The 26,059-nt window shown below is 48.5% G+C and carries 26 protein-coding genes, 1 tRNA gene and 2 pseudogenes; 6 read left to right on the top strand and 23 right to left on the bottom strand.

The features are described from left to right. Positions 1-84: 84 nt before the first annotated feature. Positions 85-561 (top strand): annotated as a pseudogene (locus DET62_RS02175) (IS3 family transposase); the annotation flags it as partial. A 15-nt stretch (positions 562-576) separates the two neighbouring features. Next, a pseudogene (locus DET62_RS02170) lies at positions 577-1,016 on the top strand (DUF2938 domain-containing protein). 49 nt (positions 1,017-1,065) lie between these two features. On the opposite strand, the gene mazG reads toward DET62_RS02170, so the two are convergent. From mazG to rpoE, 14 genes are all read right to left on the bottom strand, one after another. Continuing rightward, positions 1,066-1,839, bottom strand: coding sequence for a nucleoside triphosphate pyrophosphohydrolase (gene mazG, locus DET62_RS02165; protein WP_110012509.1), 774 nt, complete (start codon positions 1,837-1,839; stop codon positions 1,066-1,068). Between the two features lie 22 nt (positions 1,840-1,861). Then, entirely contained in the window at positions 1,862-4,051 is a 2,190-nt protein-coding gene (gene relA / locus DET62_RS02160) for a GTP diphosphokinase (RefSeq protein ID WP_110012510.1), read from the bottom strand. Positions 4,052-4,054: 3 nt separating this feature from the next. Further along, complete coding sequence (rlmD, locus tag DET62_RS02155) at positions 4,055-5,407, bottom strand: 23S rRNA (uracil(1939)-C(5))-methyltransferase RlmD (RefSeq protein WP_110012511.1); 1,353 nt, start codon at positions 5,405-5,407, stop codon at positions 4,055-4,057. A 27-nt stretch (positions 5,408-5,434) separates the two neighbouring features. Next, complete coding sequence (gene acpS / locus DET62_RS02150; RefSeq protein ID WP_110012512.1) at positions 5,435-5,815, bottom strand: holo-ACP synthase; 381 nt, start codon at positions 5,813-5,815, stop codon at positions 5,435-5,437. Then, a complete protein-coding gene (pdxJ, locus tag DET62_RS02145; RefSeq protein ID WP_110012513.1) occupies positions 5,815-6,543 on the bottom strand; it encodes a pyridoxine 5'-phosphate synthase in 729 nt (242 codons plus the stop codon). Before pdxJ ends, acpS begins: the two co-directional genes overlap by 1 nt. 37 nt (positions 6,544-6,580) lie before the next feature. After that, positions 6,581-7,285, bottom strand: coding sequence for a DNA repair protein RecO (gene recO, locus DET62_RS02140; protein ID WP_110012514.1), 705 nt, complete (start codon positions 7,283-7,285; stop codon positions 6,581-6,583). Positions 7,286-7,288: 3 nt separating this feature from the next. Further along, positions 7,289-8,206, bottom strand: a complete 918-nt coding sequence (gene era, locus DET62_RS02135) for a GTPase Era (RefSeq protein WP_110012515.1) — start codon at positions 8,204-8,206, stop codon at positions 7,289-7,291. Next, positions 8,203-8,892, bottom strand: a complete 690-nt coding sequence (rnc, locus tag DET62_RS02130; protein WP_110012516.1) for a ribonuclease III — start codon at positions 8,890-8,892, stop codon at positions 8,203-8,205. Before rnc ends, era begins: the two co-directional genes overlap by 4 nt. Further along, the gene (gene lepB, locus DET62_RS02125) at positions 8,889-9,809 is read right to left on the bottom strand and encodes a signal peptidase I (protein ID WP_110012517.1); all 921 of its coding nucleotides are present in this window, start codon (positions 9,807-9,809) and stop codon (positions 8,889-8,891) included. The genes rnc and lepB overlap by 4 nt, the downstream gene beginning before the upstream one ends. Before the next feature lie 3 nt (positions 9,810-9,812). Then, the gene (lepA, locus tag DET62_RS02120) at positions 9,813-11,624 is read right to left on the bottom strand and encodes a translation elongation factor 4 (protein WP_110012518.1); all 1,812 of its coding nucleotides are present in this window, start codon (positions 11,622-11,624) and stop codon (positions 9,813-9,815) included. Between the two features lie 103 nt (positions 11,625-11,727). Next, on the bottom strand, positions 11,728-12,171 hold the full coding sequence (locus DET62_RS02115) for a SoxR reducing system RseC family protein (protein WP_011234064.1): 444 nt from the start codon (positions 12,169-12,171) through the stop codon (positions 11,728-11,730). Continuing rightward, positions 12,171-13,136, bottom strand: coding sequence for a MucB/RseB C-terminal domain-containing protein (locus DET62_RS02110; protein WP_110012519.1), 966 nt, complete (start codon positions 13,134-13,136; stop codon positions 12,171-12,173). Before DET62_RS02110 ends, DET62_RS02115 begins: the two co-directional genes overlap by 1 nt. Positions 13,137-13,140: 4 nt before the next feature. Beyond that, positions 13,141-13,728: a sigma-E factor negative regulatory protein gene (locus tag DET62_RS02105; RefSeq protein ID WP_110012520.1), complete on the bottom strand. Its 588-nt coding sequence runs from the start codon at positions 13,726-13,728 to the stop codon at positions 13,141-13,143. A gap of 18 nt (positions 13,729-13,746) precedes the next feature. Continuing rightward, entirely contained in the window at positions 13,747-14,325 is a 579-nt protein-coding gene (rpoE, locus tag DET62_RS02100) for an RNA polymerase sigma factor RpoE (protein WP_011234067.1), read from the bottom strand. A 145-nt stretch (positions 14,326-14,470) separates the two neighbouring features. On the opposite strand from rpoE, the gene nadB reads away from it, so the two are divergent. Then, positions 14,471-16,072, top strand: coding sequence for an L-aspartate oxidase (gene nadB, locus DET62_RS02095; protein ID WP_011234068.1), 1,602 nt, complete (start codon positions 14,471-14,473; stop codon positions 16,070-16,072). On the opposite strand, the gene DET62_RS02090 is transcribed toward nadB, so the two are convergent. Together DET62_RS02090 and DET62_RS02085 are read right to left on the bottom strand one after the other, a co-directional pair. After that, entirely contained in the window at positions 16,069-16,302 is a 234-nt protein-coding gene (locus DET62_RS02090) for a hypothetical protein (RefSeq protein WP_153849033.1), read from the bottom strand. The two genes, nadB and DET62_RS02090, sit on opposite strands and share 4 nt — an antisense overlap. A 45-nt stretch (positions 16,303-16,347) precedes the next feature. Further along, a complete protein-coding gene (locus DET62_RS02085; protein ID WP_011234070.1) occupies positions 16,348-16,620 on the bottom strand; it encodes a succinate dehydrogenase assembly factor 2 in 273 nt (90 codons plus the stop codon). A gap of 80 nt (positions 16,621-16,700) precedes the next feature. Here DET62_RS02085 and DET62_RS02080 point away from each other — a divergent pair, with 80 nt between their 5' ends. Continuing rightward, positions 16,701-17,594 carry a hypothetical protein gene (locus tag DET62_RS02080; protein WP_011234071.1) on the top strand — a complete coding sequence of 298 codons (894 nt, stop codon included), beginning with the start codon at positions 16,701-16,703 and terminating at the stop codon, positions 17,592-17,594. 4 nt (positions 17,595-17,598) lie between these two features. Next, positions 17,599-18,081, top strand: a complete 483-nt coding sequence (slyD, locus tag DET62_RS02075; RefSeq protein ID WP_034820491.1) for a peptidylprolyl isomerase — start codon at positions 17,599-17,601, stop codon at positions 18,079-18,081. A gap of 62 nt (positions 18,082-18,143) precedes the next feature. Here slyD and lysS read toward each other — a convergent pair whose 3' ends face one another. The 6 genes from lysS to DET62_RS02045 all read right to left on the bottom strand — a co-directional run bounded on the left by lysS (position 18,144) and on the right by DET62_RS02045 (position 24,826). Further along, positions 18,144-19,655 (bottom strand): lysine--tRNA ligase, encoded by a 1,512-nt coding sequence (gene lysS / locus DET62_RS02070; RefSeq protein ID WP_110012521.1) that lies wholly within the window; start codon positions 19,653-19,655, stop codon positions 18,144-18,146. A gap of 36 nt (positions 19,656-19,691) precedes the next feature. Continuing rightward, positions 19,692-20,790, bottom strand: a protein-coding gene (gene prfB, locus DET62_RS02065; RefSeq protein WP_110012522.1) for a peptide chain release factor 2 whose coding sequence is annotated in 2 segments (ribosomal slippage) — positions 19,692-20,714 and positions 20,716-20,790 — 1,098 coding nt in all. Because the reading frame shifts where the segments join, the coding sequence is not laid out codon by codon here. Between the two features lie 39 nt (positions 20,791-20,829). Then, positions 20,830-22,542, bottom strand: coding sequence for a single-stranded-DNA-specific exonuclease RecJ (recJ, locus tag DET62_RS02060; RefSeq protein ID WP_110012523.1), 1,713 nt, complete (start codon positions 22,540-22,542; stop codon positions 20,830-20,832). 3 nt (positions 22,543-22,545) lie between these two features. Then, positions 22,546-23,277 (bottom strand): bifunctional protein-disulfide isomerase/oxidoreductase DsbC, encoded by a 732-nt coding sequence (dsbC, locus tag DET62_RS02055; RefSeq protein ID WP_110012524.1) that lies wholly within the window; start codon positions 23,275-23,277, stop codon positions 22,546-22,548. A gap of 55 nt (positions 23,278-23,332) precedes the next feature. Further along, positions 23,333-24,235, bottom strand: a complete 903-nt coding sequence (gene xerD / locus DET62_RS02050) for a site-specific tyrosine recombinase XerD (protein WP_110012525.1) — start codon at positions 24,233-24,235, stop codon at positions 23,333-23,335. 99 nt (positions 24,236-24,334) lie between these two features. After that, a complete protein-coding gene (locus DET62_RS02045) occupies positions 24,335-24,826 on the bottom strand; it encodes a VC2046/SO_2500 family protein (RefSeq protein ID WP_110012526.1) in 492 nt (163 codons plus the stop codon). Positions 24,827-24,937: 111 nt separating this feature from the next. Here DET62_RS02045 and DET62_RS02040 point away from each other — a divergent pair. Next, a tRNA-Tyr gene (locus DET62_RS02040) sits at positions 24,938-25,022 on the top strand. Between the two features lie 37 nt (positions 25,023-25,059). Here DET62_RS02040 and DET62_RS02035 read toward each other — a convergent pair. Continuing rightward, complete coding sequence (locus DET62_RS02035; RefSeq protein ID WP_110012527.1) at positions 25,060-26,028, bottom strand: NAD(P)H-quinone oxidoreductase; 969 nt, start codon at positions 26,026-26,028, stop codon at positions 25,060-25,062. Between the last annotated feature and the right edge of the window lie 31 nt (positions 26,029-26,059).

Raw genomic sequence — 26,059 nt, 5'->3', positions numbered from 1 at the left:
TTAAGTGGAGAGCCGTATGCGCTGAAAGGTGCACGTACGGTTCGGTGAGGAGAAGCAGGGAGATAGTGAGACTACGCCCTGCTTCTTACTCTACTCTGGACTGGCTCGGGCTGGCATTATGCCGCCGTCGTTATTGACCTGTTTGCGCGTCGGGTTATCGGCTGGTCGATGTCGCCTCGCCCTGACGCAGAGCTTGCTGCACGTGCACTGGATATGGCTTATGAAATGCGCGGTAAACCCGAGGGGGTGATGTTCCATAGTGATCAAGGTACTCAATATGGGGCACGAAAATTCAGGCAAAGGTTATGGCGTTACCAGATAACTCAAAGCATGAGTCGACGCGGAAACTGTTGGGACAATAGTCCAATGGAGCGAGTATTTAGAAGTTTAAAGTCTGAGTGGGTGCCGGCAACCGGTTACCGTTCAGCAATTGAAGCAAAACGAGATGTCAGTTACTTCCTAATGAATTATTACAACTGGGAGCGACCGCATCAATTTAATGATGGTCTACCACCGGCTAAAACAGAAAAATTAGCTAAAAAGGTGTCCGGGTTTTGTTGACCACTACATGCAGTTATGGATTTGTGGAGTATCGCACGTAAATCGCTGCTTGGTATCCCTCTTCCAAACTATGGAATGGTTGGGCGCTGGATTGCACACATGACTCACGGTCAATTCAGGCATAACGCCATTGCAAATCCCGCCAGGTAACCGGGGAGCATATTATAGGATGGACCACACACTATCTGATAGGCACGATTTTTGCTGCGTTACTCATTACTATTTGGGGAGAGTCGTGGCTTCACAATCCGACAATTACCCCGGCACTACTGGTCGGAATAGCTACCGTTTTAGCCCCTTTTCTAGTTATGCAGCCAGGTATGGGAGCAGGCATTGCAGCGTCCAAAACACAAAACCCAGCCTCTGCCCGACTACAGAGCTTAATAACACACACAGTTTTTGGGCTCGGCTTATATTTATCCGGCTGGGTAGTAAAACTTTTTTACTCAGTATAAAAATACCCAAACCGCTCGTTCAGCCGAATTTCCGTTCGAGAATTTACCCTTACGCCTTCTTAGCTTGCAGCCAGAGCGCTTCGAGTTCGTCGAGGTTGCAGTCGGTTGGGTGCTTGCCCTGGTCGCTCAGGCTTCGCTCTATGTGCTGAAAGCGGCTTTTGAATTTGTCGTTAGCGCGTTGCAGCGCGGCTTCGGGGTTTACTTGTTTGTGGCGGGCTAAATTAACTACGGCAAACAATAAGTCGCCAATTTCTTCTTCAATATGGTCCTGGTCGGTGGCTTCTTTTACTTCCTGAATTTCTTCGTCAACTTTGGCGTAAACGGGCTCGGCTTCGGTCCAGTCAAAACCTACTGACGCGGCACGCTTTTGCAGTTTGGCGGCTTTTAGAATACTGGGCAGTTGGCTGGGTATGTCGTCAAACACAGAGCCTTTGGCGTCTTTCTTTGTGCGCTCCTGCTGCTTTATCTGTTCCCACTGGGCTTTAATTTCGGCGTCAGACAGATTGCGCTGCGCATCGGTGCCGAACACATGCGGGTGGCGACTTATCAATTTTTCAGCGGTATGTGCAGCTATGTCGTCCAGCTCAAACTGCTGTTCTTCGCGCGCTAACTGAGCATAAAACACCACCTGAAACAGTAAATCGCCCAGCTCATCTTTTATCGACTGCCAGTTACCCGACTGAATGGCATCTACCACTTCGTAGGTTTCCTCTATGGTGTAAGGAATGAGCGAGGTCATGTTCTGCTTTAAATCCCAGGGGCAGCCACTTTCTGGGTTGCGTAGCTGAATCATAACCTGTTGCAGTTGTTGCATTCCTTTCACTGAGGTACCTCTATTGTTTCAACTAAAGCTTTAAAGTAATACGCTGAACCTGCTCAACACCATGAACCTGGCGCAGTCTGTCTGTAATACGGCTGAGCGCGTCGCTATCTTTTACGGTCAGAGTTAACACCACTGTCGCCGACTGTGACTTCGCATCGCTCTCGCTGTCCATTTGAGCCACTGCCGCCTTTTCATTCGACAGCACGCTGGTAATGTCATGTAACAAACCGTTACGATCTAAAGCCGACACACGCAGGCTTGCCCGGTATTCCTGTTTGGAATGCCCCGACCAGGACACTTCAATACCGCGCTCGGGGTGCTGATGCAATAAATGCTTCAATTGATCGCAGTCGCTGTGGTGTACGGATACGCCACGCCCCTGAGTAATAAACCCAGTAATGGGCTCACCCGGCAGCGGTTCGCAGCAGTTAGCAAAGTGCATCATCAGGTTACCGATGCCTTCTACCGTTACGTCCGACTTCGGCGTTTTTGGTGACTGCTTGGCTTTACGACGTTTAGTTAAGCGCTCTACTTTGTCGGCTTCGGTTTCCTGCGGTTTCAGGAAGTTCACCACCTGGTGCAAGCGAACGTCGCCAGCCCCAATAGCGGCTAACAAATCGTCCAACGTCGGCACGTTAAAGCGCTCGACCGCTTTGTTGGCATCCTGCACATGCAGTTGATACTTCTGCAGTTCGTTTTCCAGTAACTCTTTACCGGCCTGCAGGTTCTTTTCCCGGTCTTCTTTTTTGAAGTAGGTGTGAACCTTGGCTCGTGCCCGTGACGAATGCAGGTAACCCAGTTGCGGATTTAACCAGTCGCGCCGTGGTTGGGCGTTTTTCTGAGTCAGAATTTCAACCCGGTCACCGTTTTGCAACTGGTAAGTAAAAGGCACAATGCGGCTGTCGATTTTAGCGCCAATGCACTTATGCCCTACCTGACTGTGAATGTAGTAAGCAAAATCGAGCGGGGTTGAGCCCATGGGCAAATCGACCACCTCACCCTTCGGGGTAAACACGTACACACGGTCTTCAAACACCTGCGAGCGAATTTCATCTACCAGCGTTTCGCTGCCGGCCATGTCTTCGTGCCAGGCCAGTAGCTTACGCAGCCAGGCTATTTTGTCTTCAAAACCGTGGCGTTTACCGGCGGCTGCGCCCTCTTTGTACATCCAGTGAGCGGCCACGCCCAACTCGGCGTCGTCGTGCATGTCGTGCGAGCGTATCTGAATTTCAACGTTCTTGTGTTCAGGACCAATAACCACGGTATGTATGGACTGGTAGCCGTTCGGTTTAGGCGTTGCCACGTAGTCGTCAAACTCGGACGCAATATGGCGCCAACTGGAATGCACAACGCCTAGTGCGGCGTAACAGTCTTTCAGGTTATGCGTCAGAATACGTACGGCGCGAATGTCGAACAGCTGGTCAAACTGCAGATGCTTTTTCTGCATTTTGCGCCAAATAGAATAAATATGTTTGGGGCGACCATAGACATCGGCATCAATACCCTGCTGCTTCAGTGACTCCTGCAAACCTGACACAAAGTTATCTATGTAGAGTTCCCGGTCGGTACGGCGCTCATCCAAACGCTGAGCAATGGTTTTGTAGGTTTTAGGATGCAGGTAACGGAAAGAAATGTCCTCCAGTTCCCACTTCAGCTGCCCTATGCCTAACCGGTTAGCCAGCGGCGCGTATATTTCAGCGCACTCTTTAGCGGCCAGTACCCGGGTTTCTTCGTCGGCTTTCTTCACTTCGCGCAGGTAGCAAATGCGTTCGGCTAGCTTTATCAGCACCGCGCGCACATCTTCCACCATAGACAGTAACATGCGTCTCACATTGTCTATCTGGCTGCCGTCTGGCTGACCGTGTTGGAAGTGTTGTAAGTCACCTATACTTTGCATTTGCTGTACGTTACGCAGCAGCACAATCAGGGTTTTCGACTGTTTACCGGTGAGTTTGTCTAAATCGAGCTTGCCTGCTTCCAGCAATGGCACGTACAACGCCGCCAGCAAGGATTCTGCATCCAGCTTTAGTGGTGCCAGTATTTCGACCATTTCCTGGCCTTTCAGCAAAGCTTCAGCTTCCTCAGGAAACTGCTGCTTCAGTTGCTGAAAAGTACTTTCTAACGGCTCAGGATCACTCACAGCGTTCAGCCAGTGCTGTTCACTGTCTTTGTATTTGGGGTCATCCACGTGGGTACTGCGTACATGGACCATGATTTACGACGCTCTCTCCAGACAAACCATAGTTTCAATGTGATGCGTTTGCGGAAACATGTCAACTGTACTCAGGCCAATTATGCGGTAATTACAGCCCTTGCTTTCGGTTAGCATGCCGGCAATATCCCGCGCCAAAGTATCCGGTGCGCAGGAAACATACAAAATGCGTTGTGGTCTGTGTTCGGGCTTCAGCTTATGCAGCAACTTCACCACACCTTCAGCTCCCGGTCTGGCAGGATCTAAACACCACAAATCGGCGGGTTCGCCTAAGTCTGAAGCAGTTATTTCGTTTAAGTCAGCGCTAAGTGAACTCAGGTTATCCATACCGTTGATTTCGGCGTTAATCCGCGTCTGCTCGGCCATACGGTAAACACCTTCTACCGCCAGTACCGACTTTGCCCGGCGCGCCAACGGCAGACTGAAGTTACCAATACCGGCGAAAAAGTCATACACGCGCTGTGTTTTTTCTGGCTTCAGCCAGTCCATAGCCTGTTGCACCATGCGCTGGTTAATAACGCCGTTAACTTGTAGGAAGTCACCCGGCTGAAAATACAGCTTGTCGCCGTCGATGCTAGTATCAAAAGGCATTGCAGCACCGGCTAAAGGCTGCAGATCATTCTCGCTCTGTAACCAAATATTGGTTTTATTGACCGTTTGCCACTCCTGCAACGCCTGCATAGCATCACCCGGCAGCGCTTCCGTGATACGCAGCAAAATAATGGGCGTGTTGGTGTTTATTGCTTCAATATGGCCCAGCTTGCTGGCAACAGTCGATGTATTTAATAACGGGTATAGGGTATTTACGCATTGCAGCAGAACTTCATCGGCTACCAGGCAGTCCTGTATGGCGACAATATGGTGGCTTTGTGCTTCTCTGAAGCCAATCAGCAGCTTTTGCTCTTTGCCCAACCAGCGCGTTGCCAGCCTCACTCTGCGACGGTAACGCATCGGTTCGCTGACAAGAGGTTCCTGCCACGGCAAACTGCTGGTTTGGGGATTAAATACGCCGAACTTCTGAAACAGCTCTTCCACCACTTGCCGTTTATGAGCCAATTGTTTTTGCTCGTCTATATGCTGAAAGTCGCAACCTCCACAGCTAGCATAATACTCACAGGGCGCTTCGCGACGGTCGCTACTGGGTTCCAGAATGCGCTCTAAATGACCACTGTGTTTGCCGGCAGTTTTGTACTCTATAACTTCGCCCGGCAAGGCGCCCATGATAAAACGGGTGGACTGACCTTTTACAGCTGCACGTACAACCGCACGCGCCTGATGGTCAAGTGCTGACACCTGACCTTTTAGGGTTTTACTTACGGACTTATTGCGCTTCTGCGGCTTAAAAAATTGCGCCATGTTGGTTTTGCTTTACCTGATTTATTTCTAGTCTGTTTCTAAAATAACCGTTGCTACCGCGTAGTGCTTTTCATCACTAATGGATAAATGACTACCCCTGATGCCCTGCTCTTTTACCCATTGTGCCGCGGTTTCGGTGAAATGCCATTCGGGTTTACCGTATTCATCATGCACTACCTGCATGTGCTGAAAAGACAACCCCGCGGAAATGCCACGGCCGAAGGCTTTAGAACAGGCTTCTTTAGCGGCAAAACGCTTGGCCAGAAAAGCCGCTTCATCCACCGAGGCTGTCATTTCTTCCTGCTCTTTTGGCGTTAATACGCGTTTCACTAAACTGTTGCCACGAGCTAAAGACTGTTCTATACGGGCTACTTCAACAATGTCAGTACCTAAGCCCCAAATTGCCATTAGCGTGCCTTATCTAAAATATTGCGCATATCGCGCACAGCCTGATCCAAGCCAACCAATACCGCACGGGCTATAATCGAATGACCAATGTTCAGTTCACAAACTTGTGGAATTTCTGCCACTTCTAATGTGTTGTGATAGTGCAGACCGTGTCCCACATTCACCTGCAAACCAATAGAATGCGCGTATTCTGACGCTTCCATTAAGCGTGCCAGTTCAACGGTACGCTGCTCTTCAGTTTCAGCCTCAGCGTATTGTCCAGTGTGCAACTCCACAATCGGTGCGCCGGCTTTTTTAGCCGCGTCTATTTGCTCATGGTCAGCATCAATAAATAAAGAAACCTGGATACCTGCATCGCTTAAGCGACGAGTCGCATGGGTGATGGTTTCTAACTGACCAGCAACATTCAGGCCACCTTCCGTAGTCAGTTCCTGGCGTTTCTCCGGTACCAGACAACTGTAGGTAGGCTGCGTTTTTATCACTATATCGATCATTTCCTCGGTAACGGCCATTTCCAGATTCATGGGAACGTTCAGTGTCTGCTTCAGCATGGCAACGTCGCGGTCAGTAATGTGGCGACGGTCTTCACGCAAATGAATGGTAATGCCGTCGGCACCAGCTTGTTCGGCAATAGCTGCCGCAGCTACCGGGTCGGGATAACGAACTCCACGTGCGTTACGCAACGTGGCCACATGGTCAATGTTAACGCCCAGGCGTAAACCTTTCATTATTCAGCTCCTTTCGCTTTGGCTAGTTCTTCGTAATTCACTGACGCTTAATGCCCCGGAACAATTCACGACTGCGCAGCGGTTTATCACCTAAGTAAACCGCTAAGGCGTCACGCATAATATATTTTAGCAGTCTTAAGCGATTTTCGTCGTCAACATCCCACGCGGCCAGTTTTTGAATATCCGCCACCGAGTATGCTCGTTGTTGATTGTCTCTGGCTTGGGTCACAAAGCCATGATCGGGAATAAAATAGCACCACTTCGAGTCGGACAGCACATTACCGCTGTCGGCGTCATAATGCCAGTCAAACGCCGCTCCCAGATGCTGTAATAACTGCCACTCAAACTGACGCAAAACTGGCTCTACACGCTCGCTGTTGGTCATGTTTTGCAAGGCTGACAAATAGCTTTCAAAAAGCTCGGGGGCTTCAGCTTCTGCCGGCACCAGCCGTTGAATTAATTCGTTGAGGTAAAAGCCACTGTAGAGTTTATCGCCCTGCAACAGCAGCTTCTGAGTTGTCTGTTGCGGCTCCAGCAAGGTTAAGGTTTTTAAGTCGCTTCGGCCCTGGAATTCGGCCAGCAGCGGCATAAAAGGTTGGGCTAAACCACGCCAGGGGCTTTTCGGGCGTTTAGCCCCTTTGGCAACCACCCGAACCCGTCCTTTATCTTCAGTGAACAGATCCAGAATGAGACTGGTTTCCTGATAGTCCCAACGATGCAACACCAGTGCCCGCTGCGCCACCGGTTAATCTTCCCGGTAGCCCAGACTTTTCAGTGCCCGTTCGTCGTCCGACCAACCGGATTTCACCTTAACCCAAAGCTTCATCATGACTTTGTTGTCCAGCAGTTTTTCTAAATCGCGCCGGGCTTCGGTACCTATAGTTTTCAGCTTGCTTCCGCCCTGACCGATGATCATGCGTTTCTGCGCTTCGCGTTCAACCAGTATTAAGGCATGAATGTGAGTGGTGCCCTTTTCAGACTGACCAAACTGTTCAATTTCCACGGTCGTTTCATAAGGCAGTTCATCACCGGTAAAGCGCATTAGCTTTTCACGCACAATTTCTGCCGCCATAAAACGTACAGAACGGTCGGTTACATAGTCTTCGGGGTAATAGTGGTAGCCCGGCTGCAAATGCGAGCGAACAATTTTTCGCAGCTCATCAATATTGTCACCATGAGTTGCTGATATAGGCAGAATGGCGTCAAACTTATGCTGCTCATTCAGCCACTGCAAATGCGGTAACAAACGCTCTTTGTCTTTCAGCTGGTCGACTTTATTAACCAACAGAACCACCGGCGTTTTACTGCGCTGAATTTTTTCCAGCACCATTTTGTCGTCTTCTAGCCACTTTAAGTTTTCGACCACAAACAGCACTAAGTCCACGTCTTTTAACGCGGAAGAAGCGGTCTGATTCATCACCCGGTTTATGGCCCGGGGTTCTTCTTTATGCATACCCGGCGTGTCGACATAAATAGCCTGACAACCCTCGTCGGTGTCCACACCTAAAATACGATGACGGGTGGTCTGAGGTTTATTTGAGGTAATGCTGATTTTCTGACCCAGCAAATAATTAATCAATGTGGATTTACCCACATTCGGACGACCAACAATAGCGACAAAGCCGCTGTGTTTATTCTCGTCCAGTTCTATATCCAGCGTCATGCGCTCTCCTGCAAATGTTCTAATGCGGCCGTTGCTGCAGCCTGTTCGGCTTTACGGCGGCTGGTACCTGTGCCTTTAAAAGGGCTTTCGATACCTTCTATAGAACAGTTTACGGTAAATTGTTGATTATGCGCCTGCCCTTGCGTAGCGACCACGTCGTACTCAGGTAAAGGCTTCTGACGCGCCTGCAATAACTCCTGCAAGCGTGTTTTCGGATCTTTCTGGCTGGTACCAGGTTCAATCAAGGTTAACTGGGGTTCAAACCAATTAAGAATGACCTGCCGAATGGTATCCATGTCACTGTCGAGGTAAATGGCACCAATAATGGCTTCTACTGCATCGGCAAGAATGGACTCGCGACGATAACCGCCACTTTTTAATTCGCCCTGACCCAACGACAAAAAATCGCCCAGTCCCATTTTTTTACCAAGCTTTGCCAAAGAACGCCCGCAAACGATGGCGGCGCGCATGCGGCTTAAATCACCCTCAGCTACTTTGGGAAACTTTTGATACAAAGCTTCAGCTATCACCAGACCTAAAATAGAATCGCCCAGAAACTCCAGGCGTTCATTGTGCGTTGATGAAGCACTGCGGTGGGTCATTGCCTGACGCAATAAATCCTGCTTTTCAAAGCTATGACCAACAATTTTTTCCAGTTCCGTTAAAGGTGGTTTGGGCAAACTCACTCAATACTCCCTAGCCTTTCAAATCGAACTCCCGTAGGAACCCACGACGGCAACCAACTATCGCTACTGCGATCCATTTCAAAACTCATCCAGATGAATACCGCTCTGCCAACCAGCAGCTCTTCGTCAACAAAGCCCCAATAGCGGCTGTCACGAGAATTATCGCGGTTATCACCCATAGCAAAATACTGGCCTTCCGGCACCACCCACTCGTCTTTCTGTGTGCCCGGCTGATTAAAATACGACATAGTCCGTGGCGCAACACGTGGGTCGATAAGAATTTCGTGGCTTACATCGCCTAACTGTTCTTCATAGGTACGCAATGGCGACGAACCAGAGAAATACTCACCATCTGCTTTTAATGAGGTGGATACCACCTTCATTTCTTCACAGTCTTTCTCGCCAACGGCACACGCAGGCTGAATATAAAGTGACTTGTTTCGGTAAATAATACGGTCGCCAGGCAAGCCAATAACGCGTTTTATGTAATCTATGCTCGGTTCTTCCGGATATTTAAATACGGCGATATCGCCGCGTTCAGGCAACGAGGTATCCACCAACGTCTTTTGAAAAAGCGGATCTTTAATACCGTAGGAAAACTTTTCTACCAGAATAAAGTCGCCCTTTAGTAAGGTTGGCATCATTGAGCCTGACGGTATCTGAAATGGCTCGTATAACAATGTACGAACCACCAGTACTAAAGCAATCACTGGAAAAATAGACTCGCTCAGCTCCATAAGTTTAGGCTGAGGTGCCAGTGTGTCAATTTGCTGTTCGGTTAAAGCCTTGGTTGTTTTGGTCTCAACCTCAGCAATAACCGCTTTACGCTTTGGCTTCAGTACTCGCGCATCGTAAAGCCATAACAACCCGGACAGAACGGTAATAACGGTTAAAATAATTGAAAAATAATTGGCCATTTCCTATTTGCCTACTTTTAAAACCGCAAGAAAGGCTTCCTGAGGTACTTCTACGTTACCCAGGTTCTTCATGCGCTTTTTACCCTCTTTTTGTTTTTGTAAAAGCTTCTTCTTACGACTAATGTCGCCGCCATAACACTTCGCTGTTACGTTTTTACGCAACTGCTTGACCGTCGAGCGCGCAATAACATGGTTGCCAATGGTCGCCTGAATGGCAATATCAAACATTTGTCGTGGAATTAACTCACGCATTTTATCAACTAACATGCGGCCGCGCCCTTCAGCGTGATCACGGTGAGTGATCATTGCCAGCGCATCTACCCGGTCGCCGTTAATCAGTATATCGACACGAACCATGTCCGCAGGTTCAAATTTCTTGAACTGATAATCCAGTGAAGCATAACCACGACTGGTCGATTTTAACCGGTCGAAGAAATCCATAACCACTTCTGCCATGGGCAGCTCGTAAGTTACCGCAACTTGTTTACCATGATAAGCCATAGCCGTTTGTACGCCGCGTTTATCAACACATAAGGTAATCACATTACCCAGAAACTCTTGCGGAACCAAAATGTTGGCTTCCACAATAGGTTCGTAAATGGTTTCAATATCGTTAACCGCTGGCAAGTTCACCGGGTTATCCACTTTGACTATGCTGCCATCGGTCTTTTCAACTTCGTAAACAACCGTTGGTGCCGTGGTAATCAAGTCTATGTCGTACTCACGCTCTAAGCGTTCCTGAATAATTTCCATGTGCAGCATGCCAAGGAAACCACAACGGAAGCCAAAGCCAAGTGCCGCAGAGTTCTCCGGCTCATAAAAAAGCGACGCGTCATTTAACGACAATTTCCCCAAAGCATCCCGGAACGACTCATAGTCCTCTGAGCTGATTGGGAACATACCTGCGTAAACCTGAGGTTTGACTTTTTTAAAGCCCGGTACCGGTTCTTTTGCCGGGCTCTTCGTGTTGGTTAGAGTATCACCGACGGGGGCGCCCAAAATGTCTTTAATGCCTGAAATAACATAGCCCACCTCGCCGGTGTGTAAAATACCGGTTTCGTGAGGTTTCGGGTCAAAATAACCAACTTTATCAATTTGATACGACTGACCAGTAGACATTACTGTCATTTTCTCGCCGGCACGCAACGTTCCGTTGCGGACGCGAACCAAAGAAACAACCCCCTGATAATTATCAAACCAGGAGTCAATAATCAGTGCCTGTAATGGCTCTTCTGGTTCGCCCTTAGGCGGCGGTATTTGCCGGACAATGCGCTCAAGCACGTCGCCAATACCTAAACCAGTTTTAGCCGAACACTGAACCGCATCCACAGCTTCAATGCCGACAATGTCCTCTATTTCCTGTGCAACGCCCATAGCATCGGCCTGCGGCAAGTCAATTTTGTTCAATACCGGAACAACTTCCAGGTCCATTTCAATAGCGGTATAACAGTTTGCCAAAGTCTGCGCTTCAACACCCTGAGCTGCATCAACAACCAGCAGTGCGCCTTCACAACCCGCCAACGAACGCGAGACTTCATAAGAGAAGTCAACATGCCCTGGCGTATCGATGAAGTTTAACTGATAGGTTTCACCATCTTTAGCCGTGTAATAAAGGGTTACGCTCTGCGCTTTAATCGTAATACCCCGCTCACGCTCCAAATCCATGGAATCGAGTACTTGCTCAGCCATTTCACGGTCAGTCAGTCCACCGCAATGCTGGATCAAGCGGTCGGACAAGGTGGATTTACCGTGGTCAATGTGAGCGATGATCGAGAAGTTACGAATATTACTTTGCTTGAACGCCCTATTCGGCATTGATGATACCTCTGTAAAACTGAATTCTGGAACTTAAAAAATTAGTCCCGATCATACTCATGTTAGCGGCAAGAACAAAGGACTTTATGACAGTTCAGGGGTTTCAGTGCTGAACTTCAGCCGCGACGGTTTCCAGTTTGACCATTGCATTGACTTGAATGTCACGTTTACGGAACCAGCGTTTTAGTCCCCAGAAGGTAAAAGCAAAGCCAGCAAAGGACAATAAAATAACAAAACCTTCGGGTAACGTGCCTGTGTTTTCCAGTAGCACAGCTAATAGCAACAGTGTCAGTATAGGTAAACCGTAGAGTAGTAGAGCAAAACGTGTTACTGCGGTTTCCGGTACTTCTAGTTGCACCTGGTCGCCGGGACTAAACGTTTGTTCGGTAACCACAGTAAACTGCGCATTTCGGTCGGCAAAAACTTTACTTAAAATGCCAGCGCCACAGTTAGATACCTGCGCGCAACCCGAACAGGCCGTTTTTAACTGGGTGGTAACGGTTACGCGGTTGCCATCAACCGCGGTTACTTCTGCTACTTCTTTCATTATTTAACTTCCGCCGCTATGCGTTGAGCCATGGTTAAAGGTACCTGACCCACCACTGTCACAAGAAAGTTATTATAACGCTTTGAGAACAAAGTGTGTGAAGAAGATAGCGCGAGATCGGTTTCCATACCTTCTGTTAGCTCAGCCACATAAACAGAATATTCGGCGAGGCCATCGGAAAACAAATAATGATCAACCGGCGTTGCGTCAACAACGAGAGTGTGGCTTTGCTGGCTTAATAATTTGAATCCTCGCGGTGCCCACCGCGGCCCAACACTGTAGTTTATCGCACTTTGCACACGGAGGTCTTTTAACAGCGGTGGCATTTCAATATTGCTTATTTCTTTGGTTATTTCGGGAGCGGTATCACGAACCGATAAACTGGTTAGTTGCATTTGCTCCACAACATCGCCGGACTGATTCATCATGATCATTTTAAGCGGCATACCGTTCTTGCGGTCAATCCATAGTGCATAGCTGTAACGTTGATTATCTCGGCTTAAAATACGAATATGCTGGGCATTGCGACCTAAAACCCGTGCACCACCACCCACCATAACTTGATAACTATGGCTAAGACCCTCAAAGGGTTGAGAAAATGCGGCCGGAAAGATAGCGGTAATAGTATCAGACTCTAGCGCGTAATTACTGGATGAGGTATTAAAGTGGGCAACCTTGTTATCCACTCTTAAGATGCGAAAGTCCGGACCGTTCATTTGAATTAACAGTTCGGTACTTCCTGTCTCCGGATCGTTGCCCTGTAGCCACTGATAAGGCTCAATTTGATCACCATGTACATGAACTAAAGAAGCCTCAAAATTCAGTTCAGTTAAAGCTTCTGCCATACGGTTGAACCAGTCAGCGCCACTTTCTGCTGGTTCGTTAGTCTGCTGTGCGCTTACCGAGAAGGTGCTGGCGAATAAAACAGCGCCACATAAAATAGACCGATACAACCGAGTTATCATAGCCTTAATTACCTTTGTTGAGCTCCTGCTCTGACTGCTCATCTTTTTCTGCTTGCTCTGTTTTCTGCTGCAACATCAATTGTTGTTGATGATCAATCAGGTATGACTGAACCTGACGGCGTCTTTGCTGATCGCTGATTTGCGACATTGGCTCAACACGATTCAAGCTCACCGGCTCACGGCCACCACCAATGGGGCTGGTCAGCAGAGTAGGTTCTGCGCTGCTACCATCGGGTGTCGCGGGTTGCTGATAAGTTTGCACTGTCATCACCGCAACCACGGCCACACTTGCTGCAACGGCAACTTTGGCGAAAGGCTGGAACCAACGTGAAGCCGCTTTATTCTGGCTCTTAGAGCGACCAAAACCTGGCTTAACGACATTGGACTCCTGGCTTACGCTAACACGAACACGCTCGCTAATATCAAGGCTGATATCCGAGTTTAAGTCACCTTTTATTGCCGCGCGAATAACACTGTAACGGTGCCACTCCTGCTGAGCCTGTTCATCTTGCAACAGTGCTTCAATTTCATCGGCATTGATGAGTTGTTCATCAAACAGCGCGGATGTTGATTCTGATTTATTCCGAGACATAGATGCCCCTCTGTTAGTTTACCGTTCCAGCAACGGTCGGAGTTGATTATCTATTGCTTCCCGAGCGCGAAAGATGCGAGAGCGGACAGTACCTATAGGACAATCCATTTCTAGCGCAATTTCCTCGTAACCGAGACCTTCAATTTCCCTTAAAGTAATTGCCCGACGTAAATCATCCGGCAATTCATCAATTGTTTTTAATACCACATCTCGAATCTCATCAGAGAGCATTTGCCTTTCCGGAGAGGCGCTGTCTCTTAGCGCACCGGCTCCTTCATAAAACTCTGCGTCTTCTGCATCAATGTCAGATGCGGGCGGTTTTCTACCTTGCGAAACTAAATAGTTTTTCGCCGTATTCACCGCAATTCGGTACAGCCAGGTATAAAAGGCACTGTCGCCACGGAAGTTCGGTAACGCCCGATACGCTTTTATAAACGCTTCCTGTGCAACATCAGCTACGTCGCCCTGTTGTTTGACATAACGCGATATCAAACTCATGACTTTATGCTGATACTTTTTTACCAGCAGATCAAAAGCTCGGTTATCACCTTGTTGTACTCTTTCGACCAGCTGTTGGTCACTCACCTGTTCGCTCATCCGAGCCTGTTCTCCCTTAACCCAGGAACTGCTGGAACTGGCGGCCCGTCCTGTTTCTTACTGACTGTGACAGAGCCGCATGTAAAAAGTTCGCAAAAATATCGTCAAATGCGTAAAATCGTTCAAAATTCACATTGAGTACTTTATGGAACCTGTTGCAAATTATCAATGCGATGTACTGATTATTGGTTCGGGAGCCGCGGGATTAACTACCGCTTTACAGTTGGCCGATAACTTAAACGTTACGGTACTAAGTAAAGGCCCGCTGACTGAAGGCTCAACCTTTTACGCGCAAGGCGGCATTGCCGCAGTATTCGACGAAAACGACAGTATTGAGAGTCACATCGAGGATACCTTAATTGCCGGCGCCGGCCTTTGCGATCCCGAAGCCGTTAAGTTTACCACAGAAAACGCGCGCGCAAGTCTGCAATGGCTGATTGATGCCGGCGTGGGTTTTGATCAAGTCGAGTCTAAAGACAGCAACCCAGCGTACCACCTGAACCGTGAAGGCGGTCACAGTCATCGACGAATTCTGCACGCAGCAGATGCCACCGGCAAAGCGGTACAGACAACATTGCAGAAAAAAGCAATGGAGCATCCAAATATTCAGGTGCTGGAACGATACAACGCGGTCGATTTGATCACGGGTTCTCGTATCGGTAAACCTGACGGTTGCTATGGAGCTTATGTCTGGAGCCGTCAGAAAGAACAAGTGGAAACCGTTGCGGCAGGCTGTGTGGTATTGGCTACGGGCGGTGCAAGTAAGGTATATCAGTATACCAGTAACCCGGATATTGCCAGCGGCGACGGTATTGCCATGGCCTGGCGCGCAGGCTGCAGTGTGGCCAATATGGAATTTAATCAGTTCCATCCAACCTGTTTATTTCACCCCAACGCGCAGAGTTTTCTATTAAGCGAAGCCTTGCGTGGCGAAGGCGCTTTGCTGAAACGGCCCGACGGAACTCGTTTTATGCCGGACTTTCATGAGTCTGCTGAATTGGCTCCGCGCGACGTGGTTGCCCGCGCTATCGACTTTGAAATGAAGCGTCTGGGTGCTGACTGCATGTATCTGGATATTTCTCATAAACCGAAAGACTTTATTCAGCATCACTTCCCTACCATTATGGAAAAATGCTTGTCGCTGGGTATTGATATCAGCAAACAGCCGATGCCGGTTGTTCCTGCGGCCCATTACACCTGTGGCGGTGTTAAAACCGATATGAACGCAGCGACCGATTTACCCAACTTGTATGCTGTTGGTGAGGTTGCCTGCACAGGTCTGCACGGAGCCAATCGCATGGCTAGCAACTCGCTGCTGGAATGTCTGGTTTTCGCCCGTGCGGCGGCTAAAGATATTTTATCTAAACGCCCTCATCAGAAGGCCTTAAATCATATTCCCGGTTGGGATGAAAGTCAGGTAGGTAATTCCGACGAGGAAGTTATAATTCAACATAACTGGCATGAGCTACGACTGTTCATGTGGGACTACGTTGGCATTGTGCGTACCACCAAGCGTCTGGAACGGGCCCTTCACCGAATTCAGTTGCTACAGCGCGAAATTCACGAGTATTACTCGAACTTCCGCGTGAGTAACAATTTACTGGAGTTACGTAACTTAGTGCAGGTATCAGAGCTTATTGTGCGAAGCGCTATTAGTCGTAAAGAAAGTCGCGGCTTACATTATACTCTCGACTACCCTGACACATTGCCGGATCCTCAGCCTACGGTGCTGACACCGAAAAGTTAAGGCTCTGACAACTGTTGTAACTGGCGCCGCAGTTTTATCTGCTGCGCCTTTGACAACTGAAACCACCAAACCCGGAGCCAGTGCCGCTTTTCCTGACCTTTTTCTGTTTTATAGGCAAGCGGCAGTAAAACCAACATACCGCCTACGACCAGTGCCTTGCTGAATAATTGACAACGTTCACCCAGCCACCACCAGTAACGTCCGCACGCTGACACAGACAACACGCGCATAGGTCGCTGTAAACGAAAATAACTGTCAGGGTTCACCGCGCGGGTCTATACCTTAACGCGTGACAACATAAACCGAATCATTTCAGCAAGTTCTTCGTCTTCACACTTTTGGTGACCCATAAACCAGGCAAAAAGATCCGGGTCATCGCAGGTAATTAAACGGCGAAATACCGCTTTTTGTTCTTCACTTAGTTCGTCGTAAGCCTGATCAACAAAAGGTTCAAATAATACATCCAGCTCCAGCATGCCCCGGCGGCACGCCCAACGTAAACGACGCTTGTCTTTTAGTGCTTCTTCTGACTGTTTTAACGGCAACATAAAATCTCCGCAGCAATTGCCCTTGTAATTCGATAATGTGCCCTAATATTACCACGTAAGCCATTTAATAAGGAGTCATTGTGGTTGAGTTAACGCAGCATTTTACTGACGCAAATCAGGATCACCTTTCCGTTCAACTGACGGACTATGGTATCCTCTCGGTTTCTGGCGAAGATGCTGACAGTTTTTTACAGGGTCAGCTGACATGTGATTTACGCAAACTCGACCAGGATAATTGCTTATATGGCGCACATTGCGATCAAACCGGAAAAGCGTTTAGCATCTTCTGGCTTTATCGCGAAGACGACGCCGTTTTTTTAATTATGCATCGCAGTGCAATTGAAGGCTCTTTGGCACAATTAAAGAAATTCGGTGTCTTTAGTAAAGTCACTATTGAAGATGTAAGCGACGACTGGAGCATAGCCGGTGTTTTCGGTAGCAAAGCAGCCAGCGTTGCAGCAGAATTTGATGGCCGGGTAATGCAGGTTGGGACCAGTCCCGACCAATATCTGTTACTCAGCCAACAGCCAATTTCTACGGATTATCCGCAACCTTACTGGGATGCGTTGGAAATTGAACGGGTTCGTCCACAACTTACGTCTGAGAACATCCAGGCGTTTGTCCCGCAAATGATGAATTTGCAGGTGTGGGATGGAATCAGTTTTGACAAAGGATGTTATATCGGCCAGGAGACTATTGCCCGGATGAAATATTTGGGCAAACAGAAACGGGCGCTCTTTCGCTTATCCGGTAAAGTAACGGCTCAAGTTACTGCTGGTACGCAATTAGAGAAAGCCATTGGCGAGAACTGGCGTCGTGCAGGTACGGTCATTATGGCAGTGAACCGCACCGACACCCAAGTGGACTTATTAGCTGTTTTACCCAGTGACATAGACACTGACACGGCTATACGAGTCCGGGATGACGACGCAAGTCTTCTGGAAATACACTCACTGCCTTATCAATTAGGTTAAATTTATGAGCGAAACCATTGCACCAAACAAAGTCGTGGCTATCAACTATGCCGTTAAAACGGAAGATGGCCAGACGCTGGACCAGTCTAAAGATGGCAGCCCACTGAACTTCATCCACGGTCGTGGCATGCTGATTCCTGGTCTGGAAAATGCACTGGAAGGCAAAAAAGTTGGCGATAGCTTCACTGCAGAAGTTAAACCAGAAGAAGCTTATGGCGAACGTCATGACGGCTTAATCCAGACTGTACCACGTAACCTGTTCGGCGAAAACGAAGTACAGCCTGGCATGCAGTTCCGTGCCAGCACGGATCAAGGCGAACAGTCTGTTGTTATCGTTGAAGTAAAAGACGACGAAGTGACTGTTGACGGTAACCACCCACTGGCCGGTGTTAACCTGAACTTTGACGTAGAAGTTATTGAAGTTCGTGAAGCGACTGAGCAAGAACTTGAGCACGGTCACGTTCACACTGACGGCGAAGATCACTAAGCGCTGTTTTTGATAAAAGAAACCCGGCTAATAAGCCGGGTTTTTTTGTTTCAGAGAGGTAATTAATCCGCTTTTGGGCGCATATGCGGGAACAATAATACGTCGCGAATAGACGCAGAATCCGTTAGCAACATTACCAGACGGTCAATACCGATGCCCTGACCGGCTGTTGGCGGCATACCGTGTTCCAGTGCGGTGACATAATCTTCGTCGTAGAACATGGCTTCGTCGTCGCCCGCTTCTTTCTGTTCAACTTGCTCGCGAAAACGTTCAGCCTGATCTTCAGCATCGTTAAGCTCCGAGAAACCATTCGCCAACTCACGACCACCGGCAAAGAATTCAAAACGATCAGTCACAAACGGATTGTCGTCGTGACGACGAGCCAACGGTGAAACTTCAGCCGGGTACGCAGTAATAAAGGTAGGCTGAATTAAACGATGCTCAGCAACAGTCTCAAAAATTTCGATTTGAACTTTACCTAAGCCCCACGACGGCTTAACACTGACACCAACCTGCTCGGCAATTTCAGTTGCTGTGTTCATGTCATTAAGCTGCTCAAGGCTCACTTCCGGCATGTACTTAACAATAGCTTCCAGCACTGTCATGCGCTCAAACGGCTTACCGAAATCATAATCCACGCCCTGGCTGGTAAACTGAGCAGAGCCTAAGACCGACTCAGCCGCACCGCGTAACATCTGCTCGGTTAAATCCATTAAGTCGTGATAATCCGCGTACGCCCAGTAGAACTCCAGCATAGTAAACTCTGGGTTATGGCGTGTGGAGAGACCTTCATTACGGAAATTACGGTTAATTTCGAACACCTTCTCAAAACCACCAACGACTAAACGTTTCAGGTAAAGTTCTGGTGCAATACGTAAAAACAGCTCCATATCCAGTGCGTTATGGTGCGTGCTGAAAGGACGAGCTGCGGCGCCACCCGGAATAGCCTGCATCATAGGAGTTTCAACTTCCAGAAACTGACGGTCACTTAAAAAACGACGAATATAGTCAATGATTTTAGAGCGAGCCATGAAAGTACTGCGAGACTCTTCGTTGGTAATCAGGTCCAGATAACGCTGACGATAACGCATTTCCTGATCTGACAAACCATGGAATTTATCCGGCAAAGGACGCAGTGCTTTAGTCAGCAAACGTACTTCGTCAACTTGCACACTTAACTCTCCGGTTCCGGTAATAAACAAGGTACCAGAAGCGCCGAGAATATCGCCTAAATCCCACTTTTTAAATTCCGTGTTGTAATAACCTTCAGGCAGGTTGTCGCGGGCAACATACAGTTGAATTTTTCCGCTCATATCCTGAATGGTTGCGAAACTGGCTTTCCCCATAATACGGCGGGTCATCATACGGCCGGCAACTTTCACGCGAATGCCTTTTTCTGCCAGCTCTTCTTTACTCAGATTATCGTATTCAGCGTGTAAGTCACCAGCTAACGAGTCCCGACGGAAATCGTTCGGGAATGCGATACCCTTATCGCGAAGCGCCGACAGTTTCGCCTTTCGCTGCGCGATCTGTTCGTTTACGTCTACTTCAGGTGCCTGCGATTTATCAGTCATTATCGATTTTCCTCTGTCGGGATACTTAAATTAAACTTACAGCCCGCTTTTTAAGCTGGCTTCAATAAACGGGTCAAGTGCGCCATCAAGCACAGCTTGGGTATTACGGTTTTCGATACCCGTACGTAAATCTTTGATACGCGCATCGTCCAGAACATAAGAGCGAATTTGACTGCCCCAGCCGATATCAGCTTTTGAGTCTTCTAATGCCTGTTTCTCTTCGTTCTGTTTCTGTAATTCAAATTCGTACAATTTCGCTTTCAGCTGTTTCATTGCTGAGTCGCGGTTCTTGTGCTGCGAACGGTCACTCTGACATTGCACCACAATGCCTGTTGGTTCGTGCGTTAAACGAACTGCAGAATCGGTACGGTTAACGTGCTGACCACCGGCACCCGATGCCCGATAGGTATCCACCCGCAGGTCAGACGGATCAATTTCAATATCAATGTCGTCGTCTACTTCCGGGTAAACAAAAACCGAAGCGAACGATGTATGACGGCGATTACCTGAGTCGAAGGGGGATTTACGTACTAAACGGTGCACACCGGTTTCAGTACGCAGCCAGCCGTAGGCGTATTCTCCGACCACACGTACCGTAGCCGATTTTATACCAGCGACATCGCCTTCTGACAGCTCAGTAATTTCCGCTTTAAAGTCATGCGCTTCTGCCCAGCGCAAATACATGCGTAGCAGCATATTAGCCCAGTCCTGAGCTTCGGTTCCGCCGGAGCCTGACTGAATATCCAGGTAGCAGTCTGCCGAGTCGTTGTCTTTTGAAAACATACGACGAAACTCTAAAGCTTCCAGCTGTTTTACTAAACCGGACAGCTCTTCATGGGCTTCGTTAAAGGTGTCTTCGTCTTCTGCTTCCACTGCAAGATCAACAAGACCCTCGACATCATCCAGCCCTTGCTGAAGTTTATCCAAGGTTTGTACCACTTGCTCTAATGCCGCACGCTCTTTACCTAAGGCTTGCGCCTTGGGTGGATCATCCCACACATTGGGCTGTTCCATCTCACGGGTAACTTCTTCCAGACGCTCTAACTTAGCATCGTAGTCAAAGATACCCCCTAAGCGAATTACTACGCTCACGCATTTCTTTGATGTTGTTGTAGGTTGCGTTGGTCTCGAACATGCGACTACCTAATTCTGTTAATTCTAAAAGGGGCGTAGTTTAACGTATTGCGCGGATTTGCTCCACCAACAACTGAACGTTTGTGCGTCCGCGAAAGTGATTAAGTTGTGGCTTGTATAAAAGTTCAACAACCGAGGCCTGCTGCGCCGGCCATTGTTGTGTATCAACGTTAAAGGCAATCGCATCTAATAATTCGCCTTGCGGGTGACGCACAACCAATTTTAGATGTCGCTCTCCGACAATACGCTGATCCACCAGCTCAAACTGGCCGTCAAACATAGGCTCGGGAAACTGCTGACCCCAGGGACCTGCACTTTGCAGCATATTCACACTGTCCTGCGAAAGTTGCAGTGTTGTGAGTTCGCCATCAGACCAGAACACACGTTGCTTCTGTTCTTCTGACAACCACTCCGACGCAACTTGCTCCGCCAGTTCAGAAAAGCGCGCCAGATTTTCTTTTTTCATGGTTAAGCCGGCGGCCATGGCATGTCCCCCGAAACGTTCCATAATGCCCGGCTGCAGACTATGAACACGTTCCAGTAAATCCCGCATATGCAGACCACTAACCGAACGTGCGGAGCCTTTTAGGAATTCATCGTCATCGTTGGCTAACGCAATAACCGGCCGGTTCACCTGCTCTTTTACCCGGCCCGCGACAATACCAATGACACCAGCATGCCAGTCCGGCTGATACAAAGTGACTAAATCAGGCACCTGCCCTTGATCAAAACGCAGCTTTGCGACAGCGCTTTCGGCGTGCTCGCGCATTTCCGTTTCAATCGATTTACGTTGCTGGTTTAAATCGTTAAGTTGCTGCGCTAACTGCTGCGCCCGGGTCTCACCCGCTAATAAGCACTCTATTCCCAGCCCAATATCGTCTAAGCGGCCAGCAGCATTAATTCGCGGACCAAGGGCAAACCCTAAATCACTGGCGGCCAGCTGACTGGCATCACGGTTCGCAACTTCCAGCAACGCTTTAATTCCGGGTCGGCTCATGCCTTTACGAATACGGGCTATCCCCTGCTGCACTAATACGCGATTGTTATAATCCAGCGGTACAACATCCGCTACAGTGCCAAGAGCAACAAGATCCAGCCAGTCAGCCAGGTTAGGTAACGGTTCAACGCCTTGTTCACGTAACGCTGAACGCAACGCCAGCAGGACATAAAACGCCACACCCACACCCGCTAAATTTTTGCTGGGAAACTCACAGCCATGCTGATTCGGGTTCACTATCGCATTAGCCGGAGGCAGCTCTTCAGGCGGCAAATGGTGGTCGGTAACCAACACTTGTATGCCCTTCTCACGAGCAAGTGCAATAGCTTCGTTCGCTGCAATGCCGTTATCGACAGTCACAATTAACTGCACATTCTCGACAGCTAGTTGTTCTACCATGGCAACAGAAAGTCCGTAGCCGTCAGTCATTCGGTTTGGTACGCGATACCCCACCTGCTGTAGACCAAAGGCCTGCAAGGCCGACACCATTAATGCCGAACTGGTTGCACCGTCGGCATCAAAATCACCGCAAATACAAACTTTTTCTTGATTTTTTAACGCATTTTGCAGCAGTTCAACGGCTTTTCCGATGTCTCTTAACGAAGAAAAATGCAGTAAACCGGAGGCTTTCAAAGATAATTCGTCAGCACGACGGACACCCCGGCGGGCATAAATTTGCCGCAACAAAGGTGGCATTTGTTGCGGCAAAAAGTCATCGTCAACCAGTTGATAACGACGTATTTCATAATCACTCATGAATTACTGTGACTCACCTTTTTTAATTTCAGCAATTAAGCGTGATGCAGGTAACGCCCCCGGTACTAAGCGACCGTCGGGCAGAACGATAGCGGGCGTACCGCTTACCCCAAAAGATTTGCCCAGTTGGTAGTGCTCAGCAACCGGATTGGAGCAGCTTGAGTCGCCACTGTAATTTTCGTCTTCTTTAAAGGCGGTAATGGCCGCTTTTTTGTCATCCGCACACCAAACGGTTTGTAGCTGCTGCCCGCCTTTGCTACTCATACCACCACGGGGAAAGGCCAGGTATTTTATGGTAATGCCTTGTGCGTGATAGCTGTCCATGTTTTCGTGCAGGCGCTGACAATAACCGCAGGTAGTGTCAGTAAAAACCGTTACCTGATATTTCTCATTCTCAGCCGGGTACACGATCATATCGTCAGCAAAGCCTTTTAGCATTTTCAGGCGAACTTTAGCCATGCCGGCTTCACTTAAATTTTCCGGTTCACTCCCGGTTATATCAAACACATTGCCGCTAATAAGCCGTTCACCGTCATCTGACACATAAAACATGCCCTGATTAGTCACCGCACGGACATAGCCGTCAATTTCACCGGGCTCTGTGGACAACACTTCAATACCAATTTTATTCAGGTGCCGGGTGTCGACTTCACTTTGTTCCGCACTAATAGCCGACGCACTGAAACTTGCGCCGACCAGCCCTACTAATCCAACTACAGACATTAAATTGCGCATAAATACCTCTTAAATTAACTGTCCGAACCCTACCCTGTTACCAGCCAAAATGCAATTAGCCTCGCGGGTGATGCTGAGCATGTAAGGCCTGCAGACGTTCACGTGCAACCTGGGTATAAATTTGTGTGGTAGATAAATCACTGTGACCTAACAGTAGCTGTAAGACACGTAAATCGGCCCCATGGTTCAGCAAGTGCGTGGCAAAGGCATGGCGTAAAGTGTGTGGCGACAAATGGGCGTAAATGCCGGCCTCTTCGGCGTAGTGCTTTAATCTGTACCAAAATGCCTGACGCGTTAATAACGAGCCTCGCTGTGTAACGAATATCCAGGGACTACTCTTATCAGTTATTGCCGGGCGCCCATGCTTTAAATAATTGTCCAGCCACTCCAGCGCTTCTTCCCCTAACGGCACCAAACGTTCTTTGTTGCCTTTGCCAACAACCCGAACTAAGCCTTGCTGGCGGCTCAACTGATCATATTGCAGACGAATAAGTTCGGTTACCCTTAACCCGGTAGCATAGAGCACTTCCAACATAGTTCTGTCACGCAGACCAATAGGAGTTTCTGTATCCGGTTGTTCCAATAGAGAAATTACATCCTCTTCGCTTAACGAATGTGGAATGCTTTGCGGTAATTTAGGGCGTTTCAGGCGTGTGGTCGGATCTACTGCCATCCACTGCTGTTTTACAGCAAACTGGAAGAATTTCTTCGTCGAACTTAAAAAACGCGAGGTACTTCGTGGCGATAAGCCTTGCATACGCCGCCACAACAGGTAGTCCTGCAGCACCACTTCATCGGTGTCCATTAAGGACTTTTTCAATGGTATTAAATATTCGCAGAAACGACGAAGATCACTGCGATAAGCAGCCTGAGTATTATCGCTGGAACCATGATGCAGCCACAAGTGCTCAGTAAAAGCATCAATACGGTCTTCGTCCTCTGGGCGGAGTTGCTTCATGCGTTTTGGAAATTAGCGAAGTGATAATGCCATTATGCCGTATAGTAAGAGCCGCGGGAACTCTTACTAAAAATAACTAGCTAAGAAAAGAAAGAGCCGCTAGTGGGTAATACCCAGCTTTTGCAGAACATCGTAAAGACCGGCTGGCCCTTTGTGTTTGTATTTGTATTCGTCTTCTTCTTCCGTTTGCGGATGTTTCTTCTTTTCCAGCCGCTGACGAACCCGCCAGTCCAGGTTATGAAGAAGCTCCAGGGGCAAACGATCAGGCGTTGCATCGGGAATAAGCGGCTGAGGATGAGTTGCGTCCTGCAGTTTAAAGTCTGACAACTGACTAACTGTTGCATAGACACCACTAGCCAGCACCATGCCTGGCTTTACATCTAAAGGCCGCGTTCTGCCGGCACCAATGGTTCTTTGCCAGTTAACTTGCGCAGGGCGCTCAGAAATAACCGGGTCGTCACCCAAGGCAGACACCCAATAAGCAAACTCGCCCGCGAAGCCGTGATTAACTGCTTCGCTCGCGTGTTGCTCAAAGAAATGAGCGGCCTGGTTTTCGACAGCACTATTCTGTACAGCTGAAACTTGACTCATTAAGACTCTGGATAATCGGTTACAGATACTTCTGTATCGGCCAAAGTCCTAAAAGTTTAAGTTTTCTCTTTACAGCTAAGCTAAGACTGTTATTATACGCGCCTCTTGAGTGGAGGGGTTCCCGAGTGGCCAAAGGGATCAGACTGTAAATCTGACGGCTCAGCCTTCGCAGGTTCGAATCCTGCCCCCTCCACCATTTCTTTACTGCACCGGCAGTTGGCTATCAGCCTGAATTACTCTTCCGAAAGCGTTATAACCACCTTACCCTGAGTTTTATTATCTGCAACATAATCCAGTGCTTGCTGAATATCGTCAGCGGCAAAAACCTCATCGATGATAGGTTTTATGGTGCTGCTTTTAAACTTATCGCCAAAATCACGCCACAAACCCTGTAAAATTTTTCCTTTGCGTTCCGGTGATAATGCTCGCAGAGTTGAGCCAATCAGCTTTTGGCGCTTCATCAGCATACGTCCGAAATCAACTTCGCCAGTCACGCCAGCCATTAAGCCAATTAAAATAATACGGCCATCCTGAGCCAAATACTGCTGGTCTTTTGCTATGGACTCACCAGCGACAGGATTCAGAATGACGTCGACTTCGCCCAGAGCTTTAACTTCTTCAACAATGTTCTGTTTGTGCCGGTTTATCGCATTTTTCGCCCCCAGTTTCAGGCAAAACTCTGATTTCTCTCCACTACCCACTATGGCGGTAAGCTCATTACCACTTTCCCGGCACAACTGGATCAGTGACGAACCCACACCGCTGGCACCCGCATGAGCTAATACTCTCTCTCCGGGTTTTAAGTCAGCTAATTGATAGACATTAAGATAGGCCGTAGCAAAAGTTTCCAGCCAACCCGCAGCTTCTGCATTACTCCAGTTTTCAGGCACCTCCAGTATTTGTTCAGCGGAAACATTCACTTGTTCAGCAAAACCGCCGCCAGCCAATAACGCGCTGACACGTTGCCCGGTTTGCCAGCCATTGACTTCGCTACCTACTTTTTCTATAACCCCACAGACTTCTAGTCCAGGAATAGTTGAGGCACCTTTAGGTGGTGGGTATTTCCCTGCTATTTGCATTAAGTCGGCACGATTAAGCCCGGCGCTCAGTACCCGCAGCTGAACTTCATTAGCCTGTGGCTCGTCCAGCTCAGGATGGTTCTTCCAGTGTACTTTTTGTTCGGAAATAGCAATTGCTTTCATATCAGCCTCTGTTGCCGCTTAACATTATTGA

The organism is Idiomarina sp. H2, assembly GCF_004364275.1.
Lineage (GTDB): Bacteria > Pseudomonadota > Gammaproteobacteria > Enterobacterales > Alteromonadaceae > Idiomarina > Idiomarina loihiensis.
Note: the sequence above shows the minus strand (reverse complement) of the source record. Positions and strands in the feature narration are given on the sequence as shown.